The sequence below is a fragment of the Amycolatopsis sp. CA-126428 genome (assembly GCF_002904335.1).
Classification (GTDB): domain Bacteria; phylum Actinomycetota; class Actinomycetes; order Mycobacteriales; family Pseudonocardiaceae; genus Amycolatopsis.
Genome location: NZ_PPHF01000135.1, coordinates 53,186 through 79,143, shown reverse-complemented (window position 1 = coordinate 79,143; position 25,958 = coordinate 53,186). Strand labels below are relative to the sequence as shown.

Annotated in this window: 26 protein-coding genes and 1 riboswitch; of the genes, 14 read left to right on the top strand and 12 right to left on the bottom strand. The window is 70.9% G+C overall.

All coding sequences use genetic code 11. From position 1 onward, the window contains the following. Nucleotides 1-205: 205 nt before the first annotated feature. Nucleotides 206-2,419, top strand: coding sequence for a discoidin domain-containing protein (locus C2L58_RS32865; protein ID WP_103341548.1), 2,214 nt, complete (start codon nt 206-208; stop codon nt 2,417-2,419). On the opposite strand, the gene C2L58_RS32860 is transcribed toward C2L58_RS32865, so the two are convergent. Further along, nucleotides 2,321-3,856 (bottom strand): FAD-dependent monooxygenase, encoded by a 1,536-nt coding sequence (locus tag C2L58_RS32860; RefSeq protein WP_103341547.1) that lies wholly within the window; start codon nt 3,854-3,856, stop codon nt 2,321-2,323. The genes C2L58_RS32865 and C2L58_RS32860 overlap by 99 nt on opposite strands. A gap of 4 nt (nt 3,857-3,860) precedes the next feature. After that, nucleotides 3,861-4,823, bottom strand: coding sequence for an MBL fold metallo-hydrolase (locus tag C2L58_RS32855; protein ID WP_103341546.1), 963 nt, complete (start codon nt 4,821-4,823; stop codon nt 3,861-3,863). A gap of 95 nt (nt 4,824-4,918) precedes the next feature. On the opposite strand from C2L58_RS32855, the gene C2L58_RS32850 reads away from it, so the two are divergent. Then, complete coding sequence (locus C2L58_RS32850; protein WP_103341545.1) at nt 4,919-5,449, top strand: MarR family winged helix-turn-helix transcriptional regulator; 531 nt, start codon at nt 4,919-4,921, stop codon at nt 5,447-5,449. Between the two features lie 98 nt (nt 5,450-5,547). Here C2L58_RS32850 and C2L58_RS32845 read toward each other — a convergent pair whose 3' ends face one another. Continuing rightward, the gene (locus C2L58_RS32845) at nt 5,548-6,159 is read right to left on the bottom strand and encodes a GTP cyclohydrolase II (protein WP_103341544.1); all 612 of its coding nucleotides are present in this window, start codon (nt 6,157-6,159) and stop codon (nt 5,548-5,550) included. Nucleotides 6,160-6,438: 279 nt separating this feature from the next. Between C2L58_RS32845 and C2L58_RS32840 the strand changes: the two genes are divergently transcribed. After that, complete coding sequence (locus tag C2L58_RS32840) at nt 6,439-7,071, top strand: LysE family translocator (RefSeq protein ID WP_103341543.1); 633 nt, start codon at nt 6,439-6,441, stop codon at nt 7,069-7,071. A 27-nt stretch (nt 7,072-7,098) separates the two neighbouring features. Here the strand turns inward: C2L58_RS32840 and C2L58_RS32835 are convergent, their stop codons facing one another. Then, nucleotides 7,099-8,160, bottom strand: a complete 1,062-nt coding sequence (locus C2L58_RS32835; protein WP_103341542.1) for a cobalamin-independent methionine synthase II family protein — start codon at nt 8,158-8,160, stop codon at nt 7,099-7,101. A 265-nt stretch (nt 8,161-8,425) separates the two neighbouring features. On the opposite strand from C2L58_RS32835, the gene C2L58_RS32830 reads away from it, so the two are divergent. Together C2L58_RS32830 and C2L58_RS32825 are read left to right on the top strand one after the other, a co-directional pair. Beyond that, entirely contained in the window at nt 8,426-8,689 is a 264-nt protein-coding gene (locus C2L58_RS32830; protein ID WP_103341541.1) for a DUF3040 domain-containing protein, read from the top strand. 106 nt (nt 8,690-8,795) lie between these two features. After that, entirely contained in the window at nt 8,796-9,824 is a 1,029-nt protein-coding gene (locus C2L58_RS32825) for a DNA polymerase IV (RefSeq protein ID WP_103341540.1), read from the top strand. Between the two features lie 25 nt (nt 9,825-9,849). On the opposite strand, the gene C2L58_RS32820 is transcribed toward C2L58_RS32825, so the two are convergent. Continuing rightward, a complete protein-coding gene (locus C2L58_RS32820; protein ID WP_103341539.1) occupies nt 9,850-10,527 on the bottom strand; it encodes a TetR/AcrR family transcriptional regulator in 678 nt (225 codons plus the stop codon). Between the two features lie 89 nt (nt 10,528-10,616). On the opposite strand from C2L58_RS32820, the gene C2L58_RS32815 reads away from it, so the two are divergent. From C2L58_RS32815 to C2L58_RS32800, 4 genes are all read left to right on the top strand, one after another. Continuing rightward, complete coding sequence (locus C2L58_RS32815) at nt 10,617-11,507, top strand: AurF N-oxygenase family protein (protein ID WP_103341538.1); 891 nt, start codon at nt 10,617-10,619, stop codon at nt 11,505-11,507. Nucleotides 11,508-11,547: 40 nt separating this feature from the next. Then, nucleotides 11,548-12,030 (top strand): GNAT family N-acetyltransferase, encoded by a 483-nt coding sequence (locus C2L58_RS32810; RefSeq protein WP_103341537.1) that lies wholly within the window; start codon nt 11,548-11,550, stop codon nt 12,028-12,030. 31 nt (nt 12,031-12,061) lie between these two features. Continuing rightward, nucleotides 12,062-12,137, top strand: a riboswitch (S-adenosyl-L-homocysteine riboswitch). An 84-nt stretch (nt 12,138-12,221) separates the two neighbouring features. Continuing rightward, nucleotides 12,222-13,682: an adenosylhomocysteinase gene (ahcY, locus tag C2L58_RS32805; RefSeq protein ID WP_103341536.1), complete on the top strand. Its 1,461-nt coding sequence runs from the start codon at nt 12,222-12,224 to the stop codon at nt 13,680-13,682. Between the two features lie 124 nt (nt 13,683-13,806). Then, nucleotides 13,807-13,962, top strand: a complete 156-nt coding sequence (locus C2L58_RS32800) for a hypothetical protein (protein ID WP_086678182.1) — start codon at nt 13,807-13,809, stop codon at nt 13,960-13,962. Nucleotides 13,963-14,414: 452 nt separating this feature from the next. On the opposite strand, the gene C2L58_RS50895 is transcribed toward C2L58_RS32800, so the two are convergent. The 7 genes from C2L58_RS50895 to C2L58_RS32760 form a co-directional block, all read right to left on the bottom strand. Next, on the bottom strand, nt 14,415-14,624 hold the full coding sequence (locus tag C2L58_RS50895) for a hypothetical protein (protein WP_103341535.1): 210 nt from the start codon (nt 14,622-14,624) through the stop codon (nt 14,415-14,417). Between the two features lie 113 nt (nt 14,625-14,737). Then, on the bottom strand, nt 14,738-15,604 hold the full coding sequence (gene ku / locus C2L58_RS32785; RefSeq protein WP_103341534.1) for a non-homologous end joining protein Ku: 867 nt from the start codon (nt 15,602-15,604) through the stop codon (nt 14,738-14,740). 74 nt (nt 15,605-15,678) lie between these two features. After that, nucleotides 15,679-16,905 (bottom strand): styrene monooxygenase/indole monooxygenase family protein, encoded by a 1,227-nt coding sequence (locus C2L58_RS32780; protein WP_103341533.1) that lies wholly within the window; start codon nt 16,903-16,905, stop codon nt 15,679-15,681. Nucleotides 16,906-16,932: 27 nt separating this feature from the next. Then, nucleotides 16,933-17,559 (bottom strand): GTP-binding protein, encoded by a 627-nt coding sequence (locus C2L58_RS32775; protein WP_103341532.1) that lies wholly within the window; start codon nt 17,557-17,559, stop codon nt 16,933-16,935. After that, complete coding sequence (locus tag C2L58_RS32770) at nt 17,534-17,926, bottom strand: DUF742 domain-containing protein (protein ID WP_199191563.1); 393 nt, start codon at nt 17,924-17,926, stop codon at nt 17,534-17,536. Before C2L58_RS32770 ends, C2L58_RS32775 begins: the two co-directional genes overlap by 26 nt. A gap of 5 nt (nt 17,927-17,931) precedes the next feature. After that, the gene (locus tag C2L58_RS32765; RefSeq protein ID WP_103341531.1) at nt 17,932-18,369 is read right to left on the bottom strand and encodes a roadblock/LC7 domain-containing protein; all 438 of its coding nucleotides are present in this window, start codon (nt 18,367-18,369) and stop codon (nt 17,932-17,934) included. Next, nucleotides 18,366-19,673 carry a sensor histidine kinase gene (locus C2L58_RS32760; protein ID WP_103341530.1) on the bottom strand — a complete coding sequence of 436 codons (1,308 nt, stop codon included), beginning with the start codon at nt 19,671-19,673 and terminating at the stop codon, nt 18,366-18,368. Before C2L58_RS32760 ends, C2L58_RS32765 begins: the two co-directional genes overlap by 4 nt. 343 nt (nt 19,674-20,016) lie before the next feature. Between C2L58_RS32760 and C2L58_RS32755 the strand changes: the two genes are divergently transcribed. The 5 genes from C2L58_RS32755 to C2L58_RS32735 all read left to right on the top strand — a co-directional run bounded on the left by C2L58_RS32755 (nt 20,017) and on the right by C2L58_RS32735 (nt 25,904). Further along, complete coding sequence (locus C2L58_RS32755) at nt 20,017-20,679, top strand: TetR/AcrR family transcriptional regulator (protein WP_103341529.1); 663 nt, start codon at nt 20,017-20,019, stop codon at nt 20,677-20,679. After that, entirely contained in the window at nt 20,673-22,406 is a 1,734-nt protein-coding gene (locus C2L58_RS32750) for an ABC transporter ATP-binding protein (protein ID WP_103341528.1), read from the top strand. The genes C2L58_RS32755 and C2L58_RS32750 overlap by 7 nt, the downstream gene beginning before the upstream one ends. Continuing rightward, nucleotides 22,403-24,415 (top strand): ABC transporter ATP-binding protein, encoded by a 2,013-nt coding sequence (locus C2L58_RS32745; protein WP_103341527.1) that lies wholly within the window; start codon nt 22,403-22,405, stop codon nt 24,413-24,415. Before C2L58_RS32750 ends, C2L58_RS32745 begins: the two co-directional genes overlap by 4 nt. A gap of 55 nt (nt 24,416-24,470) precedes the next feature. Further along, nucleotides 24,471-25,538: a DNA polymerase ligase N-terminal domain-containing protein gene (locus C2L58_RS32740; protein WP_103341526.1), complete on the top strand. Its 1,068-nt coding sequence runs from the start codon at nt 24,471-24,473 to the stop codon at nt 25,536-25,538. Nucleotides 25,539-25,691: 153 nt separating this feature from the next. Then, a complete protein-coding gene (locus tag C2L58_RS32735; protein ID WP_146073723.1) occupies nt 25,692-25,904 on the top strand; it encodes a hypothetical protein in 213 nt (70 codons plus the stop codon). The last annotated feature ends 54 nt before the right edge of the window (nt 25,905-25,958 follow it).

Here is a 25,958-nt window from a genome sequence, read left to right as displayed (position 1 = left end):
CCGCCAGCCGGGATGGCTCCGCCGCGACACACCCCTTTCGGGCTGACTGGTTCGCGCTCCTCGCACCACCCGGTACCGCTCTTCCGGCTCACGGCGCCGGGCGGGTGCCCGGACGCGAACCCGCCGCACCACCCGACGCCGGCGCGAGCTGTGGGGCTCGCCCGGTCCGTTTCGCACGTCCTCCCCCCGATCAGCAGGCAGGCCGATGAGATCAACGACGTTCTCCCCCGTACACCGCCTCCTCGTCATCGCCACCACCTTCGTCACCGCGGTCACCACCGCGGCGGTGGTCGGCTCCGCACCGGCGCAGGCCGCCGCGTGCGGCACCACCAACCTCGCGCAGGGCCACCCCGCGACCGCGTCCTCGGCCGAGAACGGCGGGACACCCGCGTCCGCCGCGGTCGACGGCAACACCGGGACCCGGTGGTCCAGCGCGTTCAGCGACCCGCAGTGGCTGCAGGTCGACCTGGGCTCCGCGCAGCAGCTCTGCGACGTGGTCCTCAGCTGGGAAGCCGCGTACGCGACGGCGTTCAGCGTCCAGCTGTCCTCGGATGCGAACAGCTGGACGACGGCGTACTCGACCACCACCGGCGCCGGCGGCACGCAGACCGTGGCCCTCACCGGGACGGCCCGCTACCTGCGGGTCTACGGCACCCAGCGGGCGACCGGCTACGGCTACTCGCTGTGGGAAGTCGCCGTGCACGGGACCGGCGGCGGGACGACCATCCCGCCGACCGACCCGCGCAACCCGGACCTCGGGCCGAACGTGTCGGTGTTCGACCCGTCGACCCCGGCCGCGACGATCCAGAACCGGCTGACGCAGCTGGCGAACCAGCAGCACACCAACCAGTTCGGCAACGAGCGCTACGCCGTGCTGTTCAAGCCCGGGAACTACACCGCCGACGTCAACCTCGGCTTCTACGAGCAGGTGGCGGGCCTCGGCCTCTCCCCCGACGACGTCAACCTCAACGGTCACGTCCGCGTCGAGGCGGACTGGCTGCAGCAAGGTGACAACCCGGCCAACAAGGGCAACGCGACCCAGAACTTCTGGCGGTCGGCCGAAAACCTGTCGGTGACGCTGCCGGCCGGGCAGGTCGAGCGCTGGGCCGTCGCGCAGGCCGCGCCCTACCGCCGGATGCACCTCAAGGGCAGCCAGATCCAGCTGTGGAACGGCGGCGACGGCTGGGCCAGCGGCGGCCTGATCGCCGACAGCAAGATCGACGGCGTCGCCGTTTCCGGCTCGCAGCAGCAGTTCCTGACCCGCAACAGCGAGCTGGGCGGCTGGCAGGGCGGCGTCTGGAACATGGTGTTCGTCGGCTCGACCGGCACCCCGCCGGCGTCGTTCCCGAACCCGCCGGAGACCGTTGTCGGCCAGACGCCGGTGATCCGCGAGAAGCCGTTCCTCTACGTCGACGGCTCGGGCAGCTACAACGTGTTCGTCCCGGGGCTGCGGCAGAACTCGTCCGGCACCAGCTGGGGCCACGGCGCACCGGCCGGGCAGTCGATCTCGCTCAGCGAGTTCTACGTCGCGCACCCGTCGGACTCGGCGGCGACGATCAACGCCGCGCTGGCCGCGGGCAAGCACCTGCTCGTGACCCCGGGTGTGTACCACCTCGACCAGGCGCTGAACGTCACGCGCCCGGACACCGTGGTGCTCGGCCTCGGCCTGGCGACGCTGATGCCGACCAACGGGACCGCGGCGATCACGACGTCCGATGTGGACGGCGTGAAGATCGCCGGGCTCCTGATCGACGCAGGTGCGGTGAATTCGCCGGTGCTGGTGCAGGTCGGCCAGCCGGGGTCGAACGCCAACCACGCGGCCGACCCGACGTCGCTGCACGACGTGTTCTTCCGGATCGGCGGCGCGGCCGTCGGGAAGGCCACGCAGACGCTGGTGGTGAACTCGAACAACGTCATCGGCGACCACATGTGGCTGTGGCGCGGCGACCACTCGAACGGCGTCGGCTGGAACGTCAACACCGCGGCCAACGGCCTGGTGGTCAACGGCGCGAACGTGACGATGTACGGCCTGTTCGTCGAGCACTACCAGCAGTACGAGGTGCTCTGGAACGGCAACGGCGGGCGGACGTACTTCTTCCAGAACGAGATGCCGTACGACCCGCCGGACCAGGCGTCCTGGTCCAGCGGCGGCGGCCGGCAGGGCTGGGCGGCGTACAAGGTGGCCGACTCGGTGACCAGCCACGAAGGCTGGGGTCTGGGCAGCTACTGCTTCTTCAACACGAATCCGTCCATTGTGGCCAGTCATTCGTTCGAGGTGCCGAACAACGGCGGGGTCCGGTTCCACAACCTCGTCTCGGTGTCACTCGGCGGTGTGGGCACGATCGCCCACGTCATCAACGATTCGGGTGACGCCGCGAACACCGGGCACCAGGTGAGCCCGCTGGTCTCCTACCCGTAACACGGCGGCGACGTACGCGTCCGGGCGGACCAGCCAGGCTTCGCCCGGACGCGCACCCAGCGCCCCGCCCAGCGGGATTTCCACCGACCGCACGCCCTCCGCCCGCACGCCCGGCGTCGTCAGGAGCAGGAACCCCTGCCGCGCCAGGTCGCGCAACCGTCCACTCGCGACGGTGACGTCCGGGAGCAGCACACCCGGTCCCGGCGGCGGCAAGGCACCGCGCGGCGGCCGTCCCGCGAACGGCCGCTCCGGGTCTGGCGTGGTCAGCGGCGAGTCCACGTACCAGAACGGTTCGGCCAGCCGGCCCGAGTCGACCTGCTCGCCGGCGGCCGGGTCGTGCGCCGCCCGGGTGAGGACGTCGAGCCGGTGACGGCGCCGCTCGTCGTCCCGGGGCACCAGGAAGTCCATCGTCGCGGTGGTGACGGCCGCGTTCTCCACCGCCGCCGCGTGCCGCTCGGTGTGGTAGCTCTCCAGCAGCTCCTCCCCCGCGTCGCCGCGCAGGACGGCGGCCAGCTTCCAGGCCGCGTTCTCCGCGTCGGCCACGCCGGAGTTGAGGCCGCGCGCCCCGAACGGCGCGACGAGGTGCGCGCAGTCCCCGGCCAGCAGCACGCGGCCGACGCGCATCCGGTCGACGAGACGCGTGTGGAAGCGGTACACCGAACGCCAGACCACCTCGTAAGGCCGGTCGCCGATGATCGCGCGGATCCGGTGGCCGAGGGCTCCGCCCGACTCTTCGGCGGCGAGGTCGTAGTCCTCCGGGACCTGCCAGTCGATGCGGAACTGCGAGCCGGGGCACGGGTGGATGAGCACCTGGCGGCCCGGGTTCCACGGCGGGTCGAACCAGAACCGCCGTTCGGCCGCCCAGCCCGGCAGGTCGGCACGGATGTCGCAGATCAGGAACAGGTCCCGGAACGACACCCCTTCGAGGTGCTGCCCGAGGGCCCGGCGCACCACGTCGCCGTGGGCTCCGGTGCAGGCGATCGCGTAGCCGGCCTCGATCCGGCGCGGCCCGGCTCGCGTCTCGCACCGGATTTCGACGCCACCGGACTGGGTCAGGCCGGTGATGCGGTGGCCGCGGCGGACGTCGATCAGCGGCTCCCGGGCGATCAGCTCGTCCAGGACCTCTTCGACGCGGGCTTGGGACAGGTTGACGAACGGCGGGAGCGCGGAGCCCGCGTCGGGCAGGGTCAGCGAGAACAGCTCGCGGTCGTGGTGGAACGTCCGCGCGGTCGTCCAGGTCAGCCCTTCCCGGGCGAGGCACCCGGCGCCGAGCGACGCCCAGACGTCCAAGGTGTCCCGCTGGTGGCAGATGGCCTTGGAGCCCACGGGATCGCGCCCCTCGCACTCGTCGACGAGCACGACCGGCACGCCCCGGCGCGCGAGCAGCAGCGCGGCCGTCTGGCCGACCGGGCCGCTGCCGAGGACGGCAACTCTCATCGTCCTAGCCTTGGAGCTGGTCCCAGACTTCGCGGTCGCGCTCGGCCGTCCACACCACCGGCCGCTCGATGCCGGACAGCTCGTCCCACAGCCGCGAGACGTCGAAGGGCAGGCAGTGCTCGAAGATCGGCCAGTGGCCGTACTGGTCGTTCAGGGCCGCGTGCGTGCGCTCGAAGGCCTCCTTGAGCGTGCCGCCGGCGTCGCGGACGGCGCCGACCTCGCGGAGCATCGTGTCGAGGAAGTGCCGGGTCTGCGCGATGGCGGCGTCGACCGCCGCGCGGCCGCGGCTCACTCCCCCTCGGCCGCCGATCAGGGTCTCGGCCCCGAAGGCGGCCACCCGGTCCAAAGTGGACGACGCCCAGTCGCGGTGGAACGCGTCGCCGGTGTACAGCGCGGCTTCCGCCTCCACGAGGTCGCCGGCGTAGAGGATCTTCTGCCGGGGCAGCCACGCCACGATGTCGCCTTCGGTGTGGCCGCGTCCGCAGTACTGCAGGACGAGGTCGCCGCGGTCGCCGCCGAGGTCGATCGTGAGCCGGTCGGAGAAGGTCAGCGTCGGCCAGGTGAGGCCGGGCACCGACTCCGCACCCTTCGCCAGCCGCGGCATCCGGCCGAACTCGCTTTCCCAGTCCTCCTTGCCGCGCTCGGCGACCAGGGCACGGGTGATCTCGTGCGCGACGATCACGTCCGCGTCGAACGCGGACGCGCCCAGCACGCGCACGGCGTGGTAGTGGCTCAGCACCAGGTACCGCACCGGCTTGTCGGTGTGCTCCCGCAGTTTCGCGAGCCACTCCCCGGCCGCGACGGGCGTGGCCAGTGCTTCGAAGCAGACGAGGAAGTCCTCGCCTTCGATCGCGCCGATGTTCGGGTCGCCCTCGGCGGTCAGCGCCCAGACGCCGTCCGCGAGGTTCTCGAGGGTCTGCGCTTTCTCCACCAGGTCGGCCGAAGAGGCGAAGGCTTTCTTCGTCACGGCGAGCGCTCCTTGATCGTCAAAGGATTGACTATCGGGCCAGGCTAGCCCGCCGGACCACGGCGCGGAACCCTCCTTCCCCTAACCTGTGCGGCATGACCGACCGACCGGCCGACCTCGACTACCTCTCGTTCGTCGACTACGCGATCGGGAAGACGCAGGCCGAGCTGCCCACGACCGACCCGGTGGCGATGCGCCTCGGCCTCACGCTGCACCGGCTGGCCGGCGCGCTCGTCTACGACTGGGAGTCGACGGTCCACCGCCCGCGCGGCTGGAGCTGGGCCGGCTTCCGGGTGCTGTTCGTCCTGTGGCTGGCCGGTCCGCTGGAGTCCCGCCACGTGGCCCGGCTCGCCGGGATGAGCCGCGCGGCGGTGTCCGCGCTGGTCAAGACCCTGGAGCGGGACGGCCTGGCGACGCGCACCGCGGTCCCCCACGACCGCCGCGCGGTGCAGCTGGCGCTGACCGAAGCGGGCCACACCGCGGTGACCGACGCCTACCAGGAGCACAACGAGCGCGAGCGAGCCTGGGTGGCGTCCCTGACCCCGGCGGAACAGACCACCCTGATCGGCCTGCTGGAGAAACTCACCACGAGCCCCGCGGCCGCGGCGGCCCAGCGCCTCACCTGACCCGACCCTCCAGGCACGCGAACCGACCCTCCAGGCACGCGAACCGACCCTCCAGGCACGCGAACCGACCCTCCGGGTACGCGACCCGGCCGCGTTGATCAGCTGGCCAGACCCGGCAGGCTGAGTGTGTGCCCGGTCTGCTCGGCCTTCGCCCGCAGGTACCGGACGTTGTTCTCGGTCGCGAACACCCCCGTCGGGACCCGGTCGCGCACCGCGATCCCGGCCGCCCGCAGCTGCGCCGCCTTGTCCGGGTTGTTCGACAGCAGGTCGACCCGGTCCACCCCGAGCGCCCCCAGCATCTGCGCGGCGACCGTGTAGTCGCGGGCGTCTTCGGGCAGCCCGAGCGCGGCGTTCGCGGCGTAGGTGTCGAGGCCGCCGTCCTGCAGGGCGTACGCGTCGAGCTTGTTGTACAGCCCGATTCCCCGGCCCTCCTGGCGCAGGTACAGCAGGTACCCGCCGGCCTCGGAGATCCGCGCGACCGCCTCGGCCAGCTGCGGGCCGCAGTCGCAGCGCGCCGACCCGAAGACGTCGCCGGTCAGGCATTCCGAGTGCGGCCGCACCAGCGGCACCTCACCGGGCGTGCCCAGGACGAACGCCAGGTGCTCACCACCATCGGCCAGGCCGCGGAAGGTGACGGCTTCGGCGTCGACCGCGATGCCGCCGTCGAGCCGCAGCGGGATCCGCACCCGCGTCCGCACCTCGGCCGACATGCCCTCGCCCCTGGAATCACCCACAAGATCGACCCTACACGAAGTTCAAATTCGAACACCGCCCCCCGAGCACCGTGCTCGGAGGGTCGACACGCGTGTCCGGACGGTCGACACGCGTGATCAGCGGGACGACACGCCCGCCGCTTCCCGGCCCGCGCCGTGTCGACCCGGGAATCACGCGTGTCGACCTTCTGATCACGCGTGCCGGCCCTCCGATCACACGCGCCGGCCGGTGCGAGGCGGGAAATCGGGTGGCGGCCGGGTCGTATTCTCGGGGTCATGATCCCCGGTGCCACCGCCGCCTCGTTCCTGTTGGTCGTCGTGCTCGGGGCGATGTCGCCCGGGCCCGACTTCGTCGTCGTGACGCGCTCGGCGCTCGCCGGCGGGCGGCGGGCCGGGATGGCCGCCGGGCTCGGGATCGCGCTCGGCGTCTTCGCCTGGGTGGTCGCGATCGCCCTGGGCGTCGCCGCCGTGCTCACCGCGTCGGCGGTCGCGTTCACCGTGGTCAAGCTGGCCGGCGCGGCCTACCTGGTGGTCCTCGGCGTCAAGGCGTGGCTGGCGGTGCGCCGCGGCGAGTACCGGGACCTCGCCGAGACCACCGGGGCGCGCCGGCTCGAGGCCGGGGCCGCCTTCCGGCAGGGCCTGGTGACGAACCTGCTCAACCCCAAGGTCGCCGTGTACTTCCTGGCCCTGCTCCCCCAGTTCCTGCCCGCCGACGGCTCGACCCCGCAGACGCTCGAACTGGCCGCGATCGCCACCGCCGGCACGATCCTGTGGTTCGTCACCCTCGCCGTCGTGGTCGGGGCGCTGAAGCGCTTCTTCAGCGCCGGCCGCGTCCGCCGGGGCCTCGACGCCCTCCTGGGCACCGTGCTCGTCGCCCTCGGGCTGAAGGTCGCCGCCGAAACGGCGTGAGCCCGGGCCGGGCTCACGCCGTTCCGCTCAGCCGAGCTGCTCCGACGCCAGCCGCGTGCCCTCGACCCGCGCCGCGATCTTCGCGAACGCGATGTCGCGCGAGGTCGACGTGTCGTCGGCGAACGGCGAGAACCCGCAGTCGTCGCAGGTGCCGAGCCGGTCGGCCGGCACGTACTTCGCCGCGGTGAGCACCCGGTCCCGGACCTCCTCCGCGGTCTCCACCCGCGGGTCGATCGGGTCGATGACCCCGACGAAGACCCGCTGATCGGCCTTGAGGTGCTCGGCGATCACCCGCAGCGCCCGCTCCGGGTCGGCTTCGCTGGCCAGCTGGACGAAGAATCGACCGGCCTTGAGGTCGAACAACGCCGGCAGCAGGCCCGCGTAGTCGACGTCGAGGCTGTGCACGGAGTCCTGGTCGCCGCCCGGGCACGTGTGGACGCCGATCTTCGCGCGCTCCTCGGCGGTGAACCGGTCGAGCACGGCGTTGTTGAGCTCGACGAACTGGCGCAGCAGCCCGCCGGACGGGTCGAGCTTCAGCGACAGCCGCCCTTCGGTGAAGTCGATCTGCACGCTGTCCGCGCCCGCGTCGAGGCTGCCCCGGATGTCCGCCTCGGCCTCGTTCACCAGGTCGGCGACGAACTGCTCCTGCGAGTACCCCTCGATGCCGTCGCCCGGGTAGATCAGCGACACGGCGGACGCGGCGATCACCGCCTGCTTCACGGGCCGGTCGGTAAGCGTTTTCGCGCGTGTCAGGTACGAGTCGGCGTGCGTCGCGTAGCGGAACGGGCCGGCGGTCAGCCTCGGCAGCTGCCGGGTGTGCCCGTCGGCGAACGGGATGACGACGCCGTCGGACGCCAGGGATTCCAGCCCGGCCAGCGGGTACGTCGCGAAGCTCGGCTTGCCCTGTTCTCCGTCGGTCAGCACCGGCGAGCCGGTCTCCTCGAACCGGCGGATGGTGTCGGCCAGCGCCCGGCTCTCGAGTTCGGCGAGCGCGGCGGCGTCGAGCCGGCCCGCGGCGAACTCGCCGAGGCCTTCGACGAGGTAGGCGGGACGCGGGATGCTGCCGATCGGTTCGGTGGGCAGGGTCATGAAGTCCTCCGGCTGGTTGACGGGCCCGGCCGGTTACCGGCACGAGGGCAGGACGTGGCCACCCGGCCGCCCCCACCCGCCGTCCGGGCCGTGACCGGCGACGTACTCGGGGGCAACTTAACGTGGCCGCGGCCGGTCACAGAGCGCGGATCACCCGGTCGGACCAGAGAAAAGCACGAAATGAGAAGGCGTTTGGCGGTTCGCCAAGAGGACTATTGGGTATTCGCTACGGCGAGACGGCGGGTTCGGCGCCGAAGGAGGCCCGATGCTCAGTCACCACGACCGCACCCAGCTCGAGAAGATCGAGCGCACCCTGGAGCTCAGCGACCCGGATCTGGCTGCCGCGTTGCGCGACGGCCGGCGCCCGAAGTCGCGCGGGCTCCGGAACGCCGTCCTGATCTTCTTCGACATCACCGCCGTGACGCTGCTGGTCCTGGGCCTGGTGCTGCCCGACCCGGGCGTGACGCTGTGCGGGATCATCGCGCTCACCGCCACCGTCTGGACCCACGTGGCGCGGCACCGGATCTGAGAACCTTGTTCTGGTTAGGACGGCGCTACGGGCCGCAGGCCGCCCACCTGTGGTGACACTCGCGCCGGCCGACGGCTGAACAAGGTTCTGAGGCAGACTGGGCGGGGTGAAGTGGGTCCTGCACGTCGACCTCGACCAGTTCATCGCCGCGGTCGAGATCGCCCGCCACCCGGAGCTGCGCGGGAAGCCCGTCGTGGTCGGCGGCAACGGCGACCCTGCCGAGCGCGCGGTCGTCGCGACGGCGTCCTACGAGGCCCGCGAGTTCGGTGTCCAGTCCGGCATGCCGCTGCGGATCGCCGCCAAGCGCTGCCCGGACGCCGTCTTCCTGCCCAGTGACCCGGACGCCTACCTCGAGGTGTCGGCGCGCGTGATGGCCGCGGTCCGGGAGCTGCCGGTCGTGGTCGAGGTGCTGGGCTGGGACGAGGCGTTCGTCGGCGCGGAGACGGCCGACCCCGAGGCGCTGGCCGCCGCGATCAAGGAGGCGGTGGCGCGCGAGACGGGCCTGTCGTGCGCGGTCGGGATCGGGGACAACAAGCTGCGGGCCAAGCTGGCCACCGGGTTCGGCAAGCCGGGCGGGATCTACCGGCTGACGCGGGAGAACTGGTGGGAGGTGATGGCCACCCGCCCGACCGACGCGCTGTGGGGCATCGGCGGCAAGACGGCGAAGAAGCTCGCCGAGCTGGGCATCACCACGGTCCTGGACCTGGCCGGGGCCGACCCGGCGGAGCTCGCCGCCCGGTTCGGCCCGAAGACCGGCCCGTGGCTGCGGCTGCTCGGCGGCGGCATCAGCGACGCCGAGGTGAGCGCGACCCCGTGGGTGGCCCGCTCCCGCAGCCGCGAAACGACGTTCCAGCGCGACCTGACGGACCCGGCGGAGATGGCGGCCGAGGTCACGGCGCTGGCCCGGCGTGTCGCCCAGGACGTCCTCGACGAAGGCCGCCCGGCGGCGCGGGTGGCGGTCAAGGTGCGGTTCGTGCCGTTCCTGACCCACACGCACAGCATCACGCTGCCGGAGCCGACGTCGGACGCGGCCGCGCTCGACCGCGCGGCGCGCGAGGTGCTCGGGATGTTCGAGCTGACCCGGGCGGTCCGGCTGCTGGGCGTGCGGGCCGAATTTCCGCGCGAGCCGTCGTGAGTGGTAATTCGGGTTCTAACCCGGATTACCACTCACGACCGGGAGTGAGGTCGTCCGGTAGCGGCAGCGGCCGGTCCGGGTCCAGCTCGACGCCGCCCGCCCGCAGGGTGTGGTCCAGCATCGCCCAGATCGTGCCCGTGAGCTGCGCGGTCAGCTGGGGCAGACTCAGCGTGCCCGGGTGGTCGAGCCAGCGGGTCGTCGCCGATTCGACGTAGCCGACCAGGCCGAACGCGATGGTGTCGGCCGGGGCCGGGTCCAGCCCGAGCGCCGTCAGGTAGCCGGTGAACAGCCGGCTGAGGTGGCGGGCGATCGCGCCGCGGACGTCCGGGCGGTCGTCCGCGGCGGCCGGCTGCGCGCGGGCCAGGTAGCGGTGCAGGTGGGCGTGCTCGGTCAGCCAGCGCAGGTGCGTCGAGATCACCGTGGAGATCATCTCGTTCGGCGAGCCTTCGGGGTGCCAGAGCGGCGCCAGGTCGGCCGTCACCAGCTCGGCCGCCCGCTGGGCGATCGCCCGCCGGAGGTCTTCCGCGCCGTCGAAGTGCCGGTACAGGCGCGTGCGCGCGACGCCGGCGCGTTCGGCGATCTGCTCGGTGGACACGTCCGGGCCGTGCTCGGCGATGGCGGCCAGCGCGGCGTCGACGAACTCCGCGCGCCGCCGTTCCTGCTGGCCCGCCCAGCGCGTCGCCCGTCCGTCGACCTTGGTCACGGCGAAAGCCTACTCACGCGCCGCCGGGCGGTGTACGCTCCCGAAGTAGCTAGTACACCGCGTACCCCCTACTTTTTTCGGAGGCCGCCATGGGCGTCGAGGCCCAGGACCGGGACGTCACCGCGGCTCGCCTGCTCAAGAGCTCGGTGAAGAACAGCTACGACCCGCACGTCGACATCGACTGGGACGCGCCGCTCGCCGAGGGCAAGGCGTACATGCCGCTCGAGCGCGTCTCCCTCTACGGCACGGACCTCTGGGCGAAGCTGACGCCGGAGCAGCGGATCGAGCTGTCCAAGCACGAGATCGCCAGCATCATGAGCGTCGGCCTGTGGTTCGAGATCGTCCTGATGCAGCTGCTGGCCCGGTACGTCTTCGACCTGGACGCGCGCACCGAGCACGCCCAGTACGCGATGACCGAGATCGGCGACGAGACGCGGCACTCGGTGATGTTCGCCCGCACCGCGCAGCGGCTCGGCGTCCCGCGCTACGGCGTCCCCAAGGTGGTCCACCGCGCCGCGAAGGTGTTCGGCGCGACCGCCGCCGGCCCGTCGATGTTCGCCAGCGTGCTGGTCGCGGAGGAGACCACCGACCGGCTCCAGCGGTCGATGATGGACGACGACGGCATCCAGCCGCTGATCCGCTCGGTCAACCGCATCCACGTGGTCGAAGAGGCCCGGCACGTCCGGTTCGCGAAGGAGGAAGTGCTGCGCGAGACGCCGAAGCTGTCGAAGGCGGCCCGGCGGCGGCACCGCCTGCGGACCGCCCTGGTGGCGTTCGGCGTGATCGACAGCATGGTCGACGCGCGGATCTACCGCAGCGTCGGGATCGACCCGCGGGAGGGCCGCGCGGCGGCGCTGGCGAACCCGCACTTCCACGAGACCCGCCGCTGGATGGCGGAGAAGATCGTGCCCTTCCTGCGCGACGCGGACCTGATCGGCGGCCGCTCCGAAGGCATCTGGCGGCGCGCGCACCTGCTCTAAACCCTTCGCGCCGGGTGCCGGCTTCGGCCAGGATGGCCCGGTGATCACGATCAGGCCGGCTCGCACCGGCGACGAAGCCGCGCTCGCGGAGATCGACCGGCGAACCTGGACCTCGGCCATGTCCCCCGCTCCCCCGCCGCCACCCGGCACACCCTTCTTCGACGGGGCAGCCCGGCCCGAAGACGTCCTGGTCGCCGAGCAAGACGGCGTGGTGACCGGCTACGTCCGGCTCGCCGAAGGGTTCGCCATCCCCGCCCACCGGCACGTCCGGGTGATCGGCGGGCTCGCCGTCGACCCGCGGCGGCAGCGGCTCGGCATCGCGCGCCGGCTCGTCGACGCCGCCGTGGCCGAAGCGCGGGAGCGCGGCGCCCGCAAGCTGACGCTGCGGGTGCTGGGTCACAACACCGGCGCCCGCCGGGTCTACGAACGCTGCGGGTTCGTCGTGGAAGGCGTGCTGCGGGGCGAATTCCGCATCGACGACGCCGACGTCGACGACGTTCTCATGGCCCGTTCGCTCGCTTGACAGCCTCGGCGCGGCTTTGCCATCCTGGTTCCGGGCCGAGAGGCGCTGCGACGGAATCCTTTCCGCCACGCTCGGCCCGCGACACGACTCCAAGGGCGCCTCCCGCACGGGAGGTGCCTTTCTCGTTGTCCGCAAGGACTTCGTGCTGCCTCCCGAGCGTTTCGCCGACGAACTCCGGAGTGCATCGAAGCATGAGTGACAAACTGCAGAACTCGGGTGGCCTCGACTTCGCCGTGGCCGACCTCGCCCTGGCCGACGCCGGCCGCACCCAGCTGCGGCTGGCCGAGCACGAGATGCCCGGCCTGATGGCGATCCGCCGCGAGTACGCCGCCGCGCAGCCGCTGAAGGGCGCGCGCATCGCCGGGTCGCTGCACATGACCGTGCAGACCGCCGTGCTCATCGAGACCCTGGTGGCGCTCGGCGCGCAGGTGCGCTGGGTGTCCTGCAACATCTTCTCCACCCAGGACGAGGCCGCGGCCGCGGTCGTCGTCGGCCCGCAAGGCACCGTCGACGCCCCGGCGGGCACCTCGGTGTTCGCGTGGAAGGGCGAAACCCTCGAAGAGTACTGGTGGTGCACCGACCAGCTCTTCGCCTTCCCCGGCGGCCAGTCCCCGAACATGATCCTCGACGACGGCGGCGACGCCACGCTGCTCGTCCACAAGGGAGTCGAGTTCGAGGCGGCGGGCGCGGTCCCGCAGCCGTCCGAAGAGGACCCGGAGGAGTACCGGATCGTCCTCGAGACCCTCCGCGCGAGCGTGGCGGCCGACGGTGACCGCTTCACCCGCATGGCCAAGGAGATCCGCGGCGTCACCGAGGAGACGACCAACGGCGTCAAGCGGCTCTACAAGCTGGCCAAGGACGGCGAGCTGCTCTTCCCGGCGATGAACGTCAACGACTCGGTGACGAAGTCCAAGTTCGACAACAAGTACGGCATCCGGCACTCCCTTGTGGACGGCCTGAACCGGGCCACCGACGTGATGATCGGCGGCAAGCGCGTGGTCGTCTGCGGCTACGGCGACGTCGGCAAGGGCGCGGTGGAGGCCCTGCGCGGCCAGGGCGGCCGGGTCGCGGTCACCGAGATCGACCCGATCTGCGCGCTGCAGGCGGCGATGGACGGGCTGGACGTCGTCGAGCTCGACGACGTCGTCGAGACGGCCGACATCTTCATCACCACCACCGGCAACTTCGGCATCATCTCCGCCGGCCAGATGAGCCGGATGAAGCACAACGCGATCGTCGCCAACGTCGGGCACTTCGACAACGAGATCGACATGGCCGGGCTGGCGAAGCTGCCGGGCGTCGTGAAGAACGAGATCAAGCCGCAGGTGCACGAGTGGACCTTCCCGGACGGCCACGCGGTCATCGTGCTGTCCGAGGGGCGGCTGATGAACCTGGGCAACGCGACCGGGCACCCGTCCTTCGTGATGTCGAACTCGTTCACCAACCAGGCGATCGCGCAGATCGAGCTGTTCACCAAGCCCGGCGAGTACGCCACCGACGTCCACCGGCTGCCGAAGCACCTCGACGAAAAGGTCGCTCGCCTGCACCTCGACGCGCTCGGGGTGAAGCTCACCAGGCTCACGAAGGCGCAGGCCGAGTACATCGGCGTCGACGTCGAAGGTCCGTACAAGCTCGATCACTACCGGTACTGATCCAAGATTGCTCCATTCGCCGTAGTTTGGTTTATCCGGAAACTGGCCATCCTCCCCTCGAGAGAAGCGCATCCGCCCGGACGGCACGGAGCCGGGCCGGGTCTCGTGCGAAGGAGTGTGTCAAGTGATCGTTCTCGGTGTAATTCTCCTGATCATCGGGTTCATCGTCGGTATCCCGGTGCTGTACACCATCGGCATCATTCTCGCGGTGGCCGGTGTGGCGCTGGCCATCCTGGGCGGCACCGGCCGCCGGATCGGCGGCCGGGCGCACTGGTACTGATCTCGAGACTCCGCCACGGCCTGGCGCGCGTCAGCAGCAATGCTGACCGCGTCAGGCCGTTCGGCTGTCTTGGGCCCACCACCCCGGATCGCGGAAAGGTAAGCGCAGAGCAAAACCGCCGCGAATCCGGTGAAAAACAAACTGACGGCCGTCCCGGTCACGTGAATTGCGAGCGCGAAATAGGAAATCGTGATCGCCGCCACGCCGGGTCCGGCAGCACGGCTCCACGCGAGCCGGCAGCCGACTCGTGCCCCCGAACGAAAAGGGTCCTCCGGCTCCGAGGGGGAGGGAGAGCCGAAGGACCCCGTTAGTGTTAGCACATCGCCCAGCCCCCTGTACACAGCTGCATACACGATCGTGTCACCGTCTTGACGCCATCCGAACGCCGTGCAGGCCTCCCCGGCCGGTGCGGAACCCGGCCGGGAAGGCCTGGACGGATCCTGGCGGGAGGCTCAGGAAGCCTGGCGCAACAGGGTTTTCCGCGGCGCGGTGGCGCAGCCGCACCCTCCGCCGACGCCCCGGCAGTCGACGATCAGCGCGTGCCGAACGCGGTCACCGTCCGCACAGGCCGGATCGGTGCACTCGGCGAATCCACCGTCCGGGTGGACCACCAGCGTGCCGTGGCAGTGATCGATCCCGGCGCCACAGGAAGCACACTCCATGACCGGCCGCCTTTCCGCGCTCGTGGACGACGTGCACCCCACGGTAGAACCGGGCGGCACGCGGGCACGGCACCCGGGCGGCGTGTCGGCACGACCACCCGTCCGAAAACGACTCAGGCGGGCTTCGGCGCCCGCTTGCGGGCCGCCGGCTTCTTCTTCGCCGGTTCGCCGTCCTCTTCGGACGCCTCCGACGAGGACTGACGAGACTTCTTCGCGGCGTCCACACTGGCCTGCAGGGCCGCCATCAGGTCGACGACGTCGGCCTTGGCGGTGACCGCGGCGGGCTTGGTCGTCTCGTCGCCGGCGACCTTGGCCTCGATCATCTCTTCCAGGGCCTCGCGGTAGTGGTCGTGGTACTTCTCCGGCTCGAACACCGGCTCGGCCAGCGAGTCGATCAGCGACCCGGCCATGGTGAGCTCCTGCGGCCGGATCTGCGGCGGGTCGTCGCGCAGGAACGGGAAGTCGGGCTCGCGGACCTCGTCCGGCCACAGCATCGTCGTCATCACCAGCACGTCGGCGTGCACGCGCAGCACCGCCATGCTCTCCCGCTGCCGGACCGCGACCTTCGCGATGGCCACCTGGCTCGACTTGTGCAGCGCGTCCCGCAGCACGATGTACGGCTTGACCGCGTTCTTCTGCGGCTCGAGGTAGTAGGTCCGGTCGTACTGGATCGGGTCGATCGACTCGAGCGGCACGAACTCCAGCACGTCGATGGTGCGCTGGGTGGTCAGCGGCAGCTCCGCCATCTCCGCGTCGGTGATCACCACCATCTCGCCGTCGGGCAGCTCGTAGCCCTTGGCGATCTCGGCGTACGGCACTTCCTGGCCGTCGATCGTGCAGAACCGCTTGTACTGGATGCGGCCGCCGTCGGCCTCGTGCACCTGGCGCAGGGAGACGTTCTTGTTCTCGGTCGCCGCGTACATCTGGATCGGAATGCTGACCAGCCCGAAGGACACCGAGCCCTTCCACATCGCCCGCATGCCCGTACCTCCGAGGTCCGCCTTCACGCTACGTGACAACCGTAGCCCGAATCGTCCCTCGACGACAGTCTGATCTAGACCTCTGCCAGGTATTTCTCCCAGAGGACCGGATCCATGAACCACTGCTGGAAGTCGGCCGGATCGGTGAATCCGTTCACGAATCGCCGGGCGACCGCCGGGTTCTGCCCGGCCACGCCGAGGATCTGGAGCACGTGCGGGGGCGGCGGCAGGAGCAGGGCGTTCGTCCATTCGGTCACGTGCCGGGCGTACTCCCAGTAGCGCTCGAACGTCGCTTCCATCCACGCCGCGTCGAACGGCCGGTCGCCGTGGGAGACGATCGCGTCGAGGTAGGTCGCCGCGCAGTGGCTCGCGTTGTTCGAGCCCTGTCCGGTGATCGGGTCGTTCGCCACGACGACGTCGGCCATGCCCAGCACGATCGCCCCGCCGCCCACGGTGCCCACCGGGTGGCGGACCACCGGCGGGTACCCGCCGGCCAGGGTCGCCTTGGCGTCGGTCAGCTCCGCGTCGCGGCAGCGGTCGTACTCCCACGGCACGAACTGCCGCATCAGGTCCAGCACGCGCCGGAAGTGCTCGTCCGGGCCCGGGTGGTCGTCGAAGCAGTCCAGCGGCCCACCGGGCACGCCCTCGAAGAAGAGGATGTCGCAGTTCCCGCTCAGCGTGTACGCCGGGATCATGAACAGCTCGCCGACGCCGGGGACGATGTTGAACCGCACCCCCACCTTGTCCGGGTGTTCCGGGCGCCGGCCCACGCCGTGCGCGTAGACCAGCGAAAGCGCGCGCATCGGCCGCGTGAACGGCGAGCGCTCGGGCACGCGGTCGAACAGCTGGACCAGCTCGCCCTTGCCGGCCGAGATGATCACCAGGTCGTACAGCCGGGACAGCGCGTCCAGCTCGGACGTCATCACGCCGTGGATGACGAGCTTGCCGCCGCGGTCTTCGAACAGCTCCAGCCAGCCGGCCATCTTCACCCGCTGGTCGACCGACTGGGCGGGCTTGTCGAGCTCGGCGAACCAGTCGAGCGCGCGGTCGCCGTCCGGCGCGGCCACCGAGACGCCGAGGCCTTCGACGTCGACCGTCTCCGCTTCCCACAGGTTGATCCCGAGGTCGCGCTCGTGCTGCAGCGCGTCGTGGAACATGCACTGCGTCGACATCACCCGCCCGGACCGGATCTCCTCCGGCGTCCGCGCGGACATCACGGTGACGTCGTAGTCCTTCGCCTGCAGCCCGAGGGCCAGCTGCAGGCCGGACTGCCCGGCGCCCACGACCAGGACCTTGCGCATGGGGACCTCTTCACCTTCCGGGGGGACTCAGGCGTGCGGGGCGCTGCCGGCGAGCTCGCGGCCCACCGGGCCGGAGAGCACCGCCAGTGACAACGTGTGACCGACCAGTTCGGTCAGGGTGGCGATCGTCGACGCGCGGTCGCGGGCGTCGCAGGTGACCAGCGGGACGCTCGGGTCGAGGGCCAGGGCGTCGCGCACCTCGTCGAGGTCGTGCACCGGCTTGCCCTCGAACTGGTTGACCGCCACGACGAACGGCAGCTCCGAGTCGTTCTCGAAGTAGTTGATCGCCGCGAACGACTCGTCGATCCGGCTGGTGTCGACCAGCACGACGGCGCCGAGCGCGCCGCGGCTCAGGTCGTCCCACAGGAACCAGAAGCGCGCCTGCCCCGGCGTGCCGAACAGGTACAGCAGCAGGTCGGGGCGCAGCGTGATCCGGCCGAAGTCCATGGCGACGGTCGTGGTCGACTTGCCGCCGGGCGGGATCTCGTCGATGCCCTCCCCGGCCTCGGTCATCCACGCCTCGTTGCTCATCGGCGGCACTTCCGACACCGCGCCGACGAACGTGGTCTTGCCGACACCGAAGCCCCCGGCGACGACGATCTTCGCGGAGATCGTCAGCAGATCGCCCTCAGGCGGGGAGCCGCTTGAGCCCATCAAGGATCCTCTCGAGCACGTTGGTGTCGTGGTGGTAGGCGTGCGCGGTCGGGTGCACGAACACCGCGCCCTGGGTGGCGAGGTCGCCCAGCAGCACCCGCACCACGCCCAGCGGCAGGTCCAGCCCGACCGACAGCTCGGCGACCGAGCACCGCAGCCGGGCGCGTTCGTAGAGCGAGCGCGACTCCGGCATGAGCGTGCCGCTCAGCGCGGGGTCGTACCGCGGCACCGAGATCAGCGTCTCCACCAGCAGCTGGTGGCGCGTCCCGGTGCGGCCGCCGGTGAGCGCGTACGCGCGGATCCGGCGGCTCCGGCGCGGCAACGGGGTGTCCTTCTCGGACAGTGCGATCACATCCTCGTCGGGCATCTCGATCACATCCGGGGCCGGCGGGCGGTCAGCACCTGCCGCAGCTCCGCGCGCACCTCGGGGGTGAGCGCGTGGCCGGCGTTGGTGATGAACTGGGTCATCTCGTAGGCGACCACCTTCATGTCCGCCTCGCCCGAGGTCAGCACCGCGAGCCCGGCACCGGACCCGATGCCCATGAACAGGAAGTAGCCGTGGGTGAGCCGGATGATGATCTGCTCGCAGGCGCCCTTCCCGAACAGCGCCGCGCTGTTGCCGGCCAGCGAGAGCAGGCCGCTGGCGATCGCCGCGAGCTGTTCGGCCTCGGCCTCGCCGACCGAGTCCGACGCGGTGAGTGGGAAGCCGTCCACGCTCATGATCAGCGCGTGGCTGACGCCGTGGACCTTGCGCACGAAGTCGTCGAGCAGCCAGGCGAAGTTCGCCGTGGCGGAGTGGGGCGCGCTCACCGGGCGGTTCCTCCGGGCGTCTCGTCCTGGCGGGAGCGGTTCTCCGCGAGCGCCGCCTGCTCGCCGTCGGCGAACGCCCCGAGGTCGGCGAGCAGCCGCTCGTGCCCGCTCGCGGTGGTTTCGCCGGCCGGGGGCGGCGGGGGTGGCGGTGGTTCCGGGGCGGCCCCGCGGATGCTGCCGGGCACGCGGCGCGGCAGGCCGTTCGCCGTGATCCCGCCGACGGTTCCCGCGGTGATCGGGCGCGGCCGCGGGCTGGGCTTGCGCGGCGGCTCCGGCGTCTCCCGGGAGAAGGTGCCGGCACGGCGGCGCGGCAATCCGCCGACGGTGGCCGGCTCGCGGCCGGGCCCGGCCTCGGCCGGTTCGGCGGTGACATCGCCATCCGCGGCTCCGCCACCCGTCGGGGGCTCCACCCCCCGAACCCCCGGACCGAAGACGGTCCGGGTGCCCGACCACGCGTGCTCGGCGAGCTCGGTGACGACCCCGGTGGGCAGCAGCACGGTGGCGACCGTGCCGTGCGGGCTGCGCCGGTCCAGCCGCACGGTGACGCCGTGCCGGGCGGCCAGGCGGGCGACCACGGCGAGCCCCATGTGCCGCGCCGCGGCGTCGTCGAGGTCACCGCCCGCGGCCAGGCGCGCGTTCAGGTCCCCGACGCGGTCGGCCGGGATGCCGATGCCCTCGTCCTCGATCCGGACGAGCACGCTGCCCTGTTCGGTCAGGTGCGCGCTGACGTGCACCGGCGAACTCGGCGAAGACTGGTTGGCGGCGTTGTCGAACAGCTCGGCCAGCACCCGGCCCAGGTCTTCCGCGGCGAAGCCGACGACACCGAGGTTGACCACGCGGCCGATGGTGATCCGGGCGTAGTGGTTGATCGACGACATCGCCTCGCGCATGAGGTCGAGCACCGAGGTCGCGCGGGCGGCGTCGTCGGCGGTGTCCTGCCCGGCGAGCACCCGCAGGTTCTCCGCGTTGCGCCGCAGCCGCGTGGCGAGGTGGTCGAGCTGGTAGAGCTCGGCGAGGCGGTGGTGGTCCTCCTCCCCCGCTTCCAGCTCTTCCAGCCGCGCGAGGAGCTGGTCGAGGAGGTTGAGGTCACGCAGGGCGACGCTGGCGCAGATCTCGGCCAGCACCCCTTCGCCCGACGGCTCCGCCACCGACTCCGGCCGGGTCAGCTCCACGAACGCCGGACCCGCCGGGGGCGCGTAGCCGGGATGCTTCGGGGGCGCGGTCAGGAACTGCGCCGCGGCGACGCGCGAGCGGTCCAGCAGGACGCGTGATCGATCCAGGAGTTCCCGGGCCCGGCTCGCCATGTGGTCCCACTTCTTCCGTGCTGAGGTGCGGATGCTGCGCCGGCCCACGCGGCGGCGACGCGGGACATGCAAGCAGAAAGGTTCGTGGGATGTCCACAGCCGGTCCCCGCACGATCGCCCTGCGTGATCATGAATCCGGAGCGTCGCTGCTGGTGAGCGCAGTGGATTAGGCCATTCGGTTCATTTTTGCAAATTGCGGGTCGCAACAGAGCGCACACGGCGGCCGAACCCGCAGCTGAGGCAGGCCCTGGCCGCGAAATCCCAGGTCATGCCCGATTCGTCCGGAAATTGCGTGCCACGCAGTTTTTTGCGGGGCACGCAAGTTTTTCGCTACACTCCGTTCATGCCGCCGGAAGAACCACCCAAGCTGACCCTCCGGGAGCGGAAGAAGCGCGAAGCCCGCCGGGCGCTCGCGCAGGCCGCGCTGCGGCTCACGCTGGAGCGGGGGCTGGAGAACGTCCGGGTGGAGGACATCGCCACCGAGGTGGGCGTCTCCCCCCGCACGTTCAACAACTACTTTTCCAGCAAGGAGCAGGCGGTCTGCTCGGTGGTCATCGACCGCCACGAGGGGATGCGCGAAGCCCTGCTCGACCGGCCGGAGGGCGAGCCGCTCTGGGAGTCCGTCAAACAGGCGGTGCTGGAGCAATATTCACGTGAAGGCGAGCCGGATCGCGCGTATGTTGCGCGTATCCGGGAGCTGATGGGCCAGCTCATGCTGCGTGGCGAGTTCCTCAACGCCCACGCGGCGGTCGAGCGGGTCCTCGCCGAAACGATCGCGAAACGGGTGGGCGGTGTGGACCACCTGCTGTGCCGGCTGATGGCCTCCTCGGTGGAAAGTGCCGTCCGCGTCGCCTTCGTCAACTGGTTCACCGAAGGCGAACCGCTCCTGCCGACCCTGGAGCGGTTGCTGGACGAGCTGGCCGCCGGGATGCCGACCCTGACCGGCGGCGCCGAAGCAACACCCGACCCGAACACCACCACTCCACTGGGGGAATCGTTGTGCTAGTCAAGCTCCTGCGCACTCACCTGCGCCCGTACCGGGGGACGCTGTGGGTGATCGTCCTGCTGCAGCTCGTGCAGACGATCGCCATGCTCTACCTGCCGACGCTGAACGCCGACATCGTCGACAACGGCCTGATCAAGGGCGACATGCCCTACATCCTGCGGGTCGGCGCGATGATGCTCGCCGTCACGCTGGCCCAGATCGCCGGCTCGATCGGCGCGGTGTACTTCGGTGCCCGCACGGCGATGGCGATCGGCCGGGACATCCGCGCCGGGGTCTTCCACCGGGTGCAGGACTTCTCGGCCCGCGAGGTCGGCCAGTTCGGCACGCCGTCGCTGATCACCCGCACCACCAACGACGTCCAGCAGGTCCAGATGCTGGTCCTGATGACGCTGACGCTGATGGTGTCCGCGCCGATCATGTGCGTCGGCGGCATCATCCTGGCGCTCAACCTCGACGTGCCGCTCTCGTCGCTGCTGCTGGTCATCGTGCCCGTGCTCGCCGTCTCGGTCGGGATCATCATCGCCAAGATGCGCCCGGCGTTCCGGCTGATGCAGGTCCGGATCGACCGGATCAACCAGATCCTGCGCGAGCAGATCATGGGGATCCGGGTCATCCGCGCCTTCGTGCGCGACAAGCACGAGCGGCAGCGTTTCGACGTCGCGAACGACGAGCTGCTCACCGTCTCGCTGCGGGTCGGGCGGCTGATGGCGCTGATGTTCCCGATCGTGATGCTGGTGATGAACGTGTCCAGCGTCGCCGTGCTGTGGTTCGGCGGCCAGCGGATCGACTCCGGCAGCATGCAGATCGGCGCCATGACGGCGTTCCTGTCCTACCTGCTGCAGATCCTGATGGCCGTCATGATGGCCACGTTCATGTTCATGATGGTGCCGCGCGCGGAGGTCAGCGCCGAGCGGATCAGCGAAGTGCTCGACACCGAGTCGAGCGTGCGCCCGCCGGTGTCGCCGATCCGCCCCGGCGCGGTGCACGGGCACCTGGAGCTTTCCGGTGTCGAGTTCCGCTACCCCGGCGCGGAAAAGCCGGTGCTGTGCGACATTTCCCTGATCGGGCGGCCGGGTGAGACCACCGCCGTGATCGGGTCGACCGGCACGGGCAAGACCACGCTGCTGAACCTGATCCCGCGGCTGATGGACGCCACCCGCGGCACGGTGAAGGTCGACGGCGTCGACGTGCGCGACCTCGACCCGGCGGTGCTCGCCCGCGCGGTCGGGCTGGTGCCGCAGAAGCCGTACCTGTTCGCCGGCACGGTGGCGAGCAACCTGCGCTACGGCAACCCGGACGCGACCGACGAAGAGCTGTGGCACGCGCTGGAAGTGGCCCAGGGCAAGGACTTCGTCGAAGCGATGGCCGAGGGCCTCGAAGCGCCGATCGCCCAGGGCGGCACGAACGTCTCGGGCGGCCAGCGGCAGCGGCTCGCGATCGCCCGGATGCTGGTGCACAAACCGGAGATCTACCTGTTCGACGACTCGTTCTCGGCGCTCGACTACGCAACCGACGCGGCCCTGCGCCGCGCGCTGGTGTCGGAGACCAAGGACGCGACGGTGGTCATCGTCGCGCAGCGGGTCAGCACCATCCGGGGCGCCGACCGGATCATCGTCCTCGACGAGGGCCGCGTCGTCGGCACCGGCACCCACCACGAACTCATGGACGGCAACGAAACCTACCGGGAGATCGTGCTGTCCCAGCTCACCGAGCAGGAGGCGGCGTGAGTACCACGGAATCGCCCGAAGCCGCCGTCACGGAGGCCGGGGAACGGCCGACCGCGCAGCGGCACAAGAACACCGGTGCCGCGGCCGCCGGCCCGGCGGCCCGCTGGATGAGCGGCGGCGCGCCGGCGGAAAAGGCCCTGGACTTCAAGGGTTCCCTCAAGCGGCTGCTGCAGCTGCTGCGACCGCAGCGGGCCATCCTGATCGCCGTCCTGGCGCTCGGCGCGGCCAGCGTCACGCTGACCGTGATCGGGCCGAAGATCCTCGGCCAGGCCACCGACGCCATCCTCGCCGGCGTGCTCGGCAAGCAGGTACCGCCGGGGGTCACCAAGGAGCAGATCGTCGCCGGCCTGCGGGCCCGCGGCGACGGCACGCTCGCCGACATCTACAGCCGGGTCGACCTGGTGCCCGGCGTCGGCATCGACTTCGACAAGGTCGGCCAGATCCTGCTGACCGTGCTGGCGCTGTTCGTGATCTCGTCGTTCTTCGGGCTCATCCAGGCCCGGCTGACGACGACCCTGGTGCAGCACGCGGTGTACCGGCTGCGCCAGGAGGTCGAGGACAAGTTCGCCCGCCTGCCGCTGAAGTACTTCGACCGCCAGCCGCGCGGTGAGGTGCTTTCCCGCGTCACCAACGACATCGACAACCTGGCGCAGTCGCTGCAGCAGACGCTGTCGCAGATCGTCTCGTCGCTGCTGACGGTGGTCGGCGTGCTGATCATGATGTTCCTGATTTCGCCGCTGCTGGCGCTGATCGCGCTGCTCACCGTGCCGCTGTCGGCGGTCGTGGCGGCGAAGGTCGGGAAGCGGGCGCAGCCGAACTTCATCAAGCAGTGGTCGACGACCGGGAAGCTCAACGCCCACGTCGAGGAGATGTACACCGGGCACTCGCTGGTCAAGGTGTTCGGCCGCCGCGACGAGTCCGCGGCGATCTTCGACAAGCAGAACGAAACGCTGTACCAGGCGAGCTTCAAGGCGCAGTTCATCTCCGGGATGATCCAGCCGGCGATGATGTTCATCGGCAACCTCAGCTACGTGCTGGTGGCCGTGATCGGCGCGCTGCGCGTCGCGTCGGGCAACCTGACGCTGGGCGAGGTGCAGGCGTTCATCCAGTACTCGCGCCAGTTCAGCCAGCCGGTGACGCAGATCGCCAGCATGGCGAACCTGCTGCAGTCCGGGGTCGCTTCGGCCGAGCGGGTGTTCGCGCTGCTCGACGCCGAGGAGCAGGCGCCGGAGCCCGAACACCCGGAGCGGCCCGCCGAGATCCGCGGGCGCGTCGAGTTCCAGGACGTCTCGTTCCGCTACCTGCCGGAAAAGCCGCTGATCGACGACCTCTCGCTGACCGTCGAACCCGGTCAGACGGTGGCGATCGTCGGCCCGACCGGGGCGGGGAAGACGACGCTGGTCAACCTGCTGATGCGGTTCTACGAGCTCGACAGCGGGCGGATCACGCTCGACGGCGTCGACATCGCGAAGATGCACCGCGAGGAACTGCGCGACCAGACCGGCATGGTGCTGCAGGACGCGTGGCTGTTCGGCGGCACGATCGCGGAGAACATCGCCTACGGCGCCGACGACCCGACCCGCGAGGAGATCATCGAGGCGGCACAGGCGACGTACGTGGACCGCTTCGTCCGGACGCTGCCGGACGGCTACGACACGGTGCTCGACGACGAAGGCGGCACGGTCAGCGCGGGTGAGAAGCAGCTGATCACGGTGGCGCGGGCGTTCCTGGCCAAGCCGGTCATCCTCATCCTCGACGAGGCGACCAGCTCGGTCGACACCCGCACCGAGGTGCTCATCCAGCGGGCGATGAACTCGCTGCGCAGCGGCCGCACGAGCTTCGTCATCGCGCACCGCCTCTCGACGATCCGCGACGCGGACGTGATCCTGGTGATGGAGAACGGCCACATCGTCGAGCACGGCGATCACGAAACGCTGCTGCACAGCGGGGGTGCCTACGCCCGGCTGTACGCGGCGCAGTTCGCCGAAGCCATGGCCGAGACGGACTGAGGCCGGCACCCGGTACCCTGGACGCTCTTCGAGCGGAAGGGGTACCGGGGCGGCCATGGCCGACAATCTCGAGGAATACCGCCGCAAGCGAGCCCGCGACCGCACCCCCGAACCCTGGCCGGACGGCCCGCCCGTCCCCGGGGACGACAACCTCTTCGTCATCCAGGAACACCACGCCACCCGGCTGCACTGGGACTTCCGGCTCGAGCGTGGAGGCGTGCTGGTCTCCTGGGCGGTGCCGAAGGGCCTGCCGCTCTCCCCCGGCGTGCCCCGGCTCGCCGTGCACACCGAAGACCACCCCCTGGAGTACCTCACCTTCTCGGGCGAAATCCCCGCGGGCGAGTACGGCGGCGGCCGGATGACCGTGTGGGACACCGGGACGTACGAAACCCTGCACTGGAACGACCACAACGTCGAGGTGGTCTTCCACGGCGCCCGCACGCGCGGCAAGTACCTGTTCCGGAACCGGCACGACGAGGACGGCCGCGACTGGACCCTGCGGCGTCTCGACCCCGCCGAACCCGGCCACGAAGACGCGCCCGAATTCCTCGAGCCGATGACGGCGGAACCGGGCGAGCTGCCGCCCGACGACGACGAGTGGGCCTACGAATTCGCCTGGGGCGGCCTGCGCACGATGCTGCTGGTCTGCGGCGGCCACGTCACCGCGCACGACGAAACCGGCGCCGACGTCACCGACCGCTATCCCGAGCTGCACAAGCTGGGCGAGCGGTTCGGGTCGACGGAAGTGCTGCTGGACGGCGAGGTCGTCGTGATGAAGGACGGCAGGCCCCATCCCGCCGGCCTCGACCAGCGCCGGCGGGCCGACAGCGCGGCCGCCAAACGCCTCAAGACCGGCTGCCCGGTCTTCTACTTCGCCTCCGACGTCCTGCACCTCGACGGCCGGGCAACGCTCGACCTGCCCTACACGAAGCGCCGCGAACTGCTGGACGGCCTGGCGATCGAGGACCGGCACTGGCAGGTGCCGCGCTCCTACCTGGGCAGCGGCGAGGCCGTCGCCGGCGCGAGCCGCCAGCACGGCCTCCCCGGCGTCGTCGCGAAGCGGGCCGACAGCCCGTACCGTCCCGGCGGCGGTCAGGGCGACTGGCTGTTGATCGGGAACTGACCCGGCAGCTCCGGCCGCAGTGCCCGTGGTCCGAATCGGCGGCCTGACCGACGGCGGAATTCCAGGGCGCGTCGTTCTACGGTCTCGAATCCGCGATCAAAGCCCGCCTGCCTTCGGGCTCGGTACGGACGCTCGGCCCGAGGAATCCGACGGGTGAGCTCAGGACCCCTCCACGCGTTGCCGTTCGCCCCGGCGAGGTTCCCGATTTCGGCGACCCTTCGGGCAGGGGGGACGTCGGCGTCGGCGACCGTGGACCCTCCCGGCGGCAGCTGGGACCACACGTGGACCACCACGGACGCCGACAAGGGCGGCACCGTCTACGTCGAAGAGAACGGCGACGTCGTGTCCGTCTGCGACACGGCGTGAACATCGGCGTCTCGGTCTACCTGGGGACGAACTTCCGGCACTTGAGCAACCACA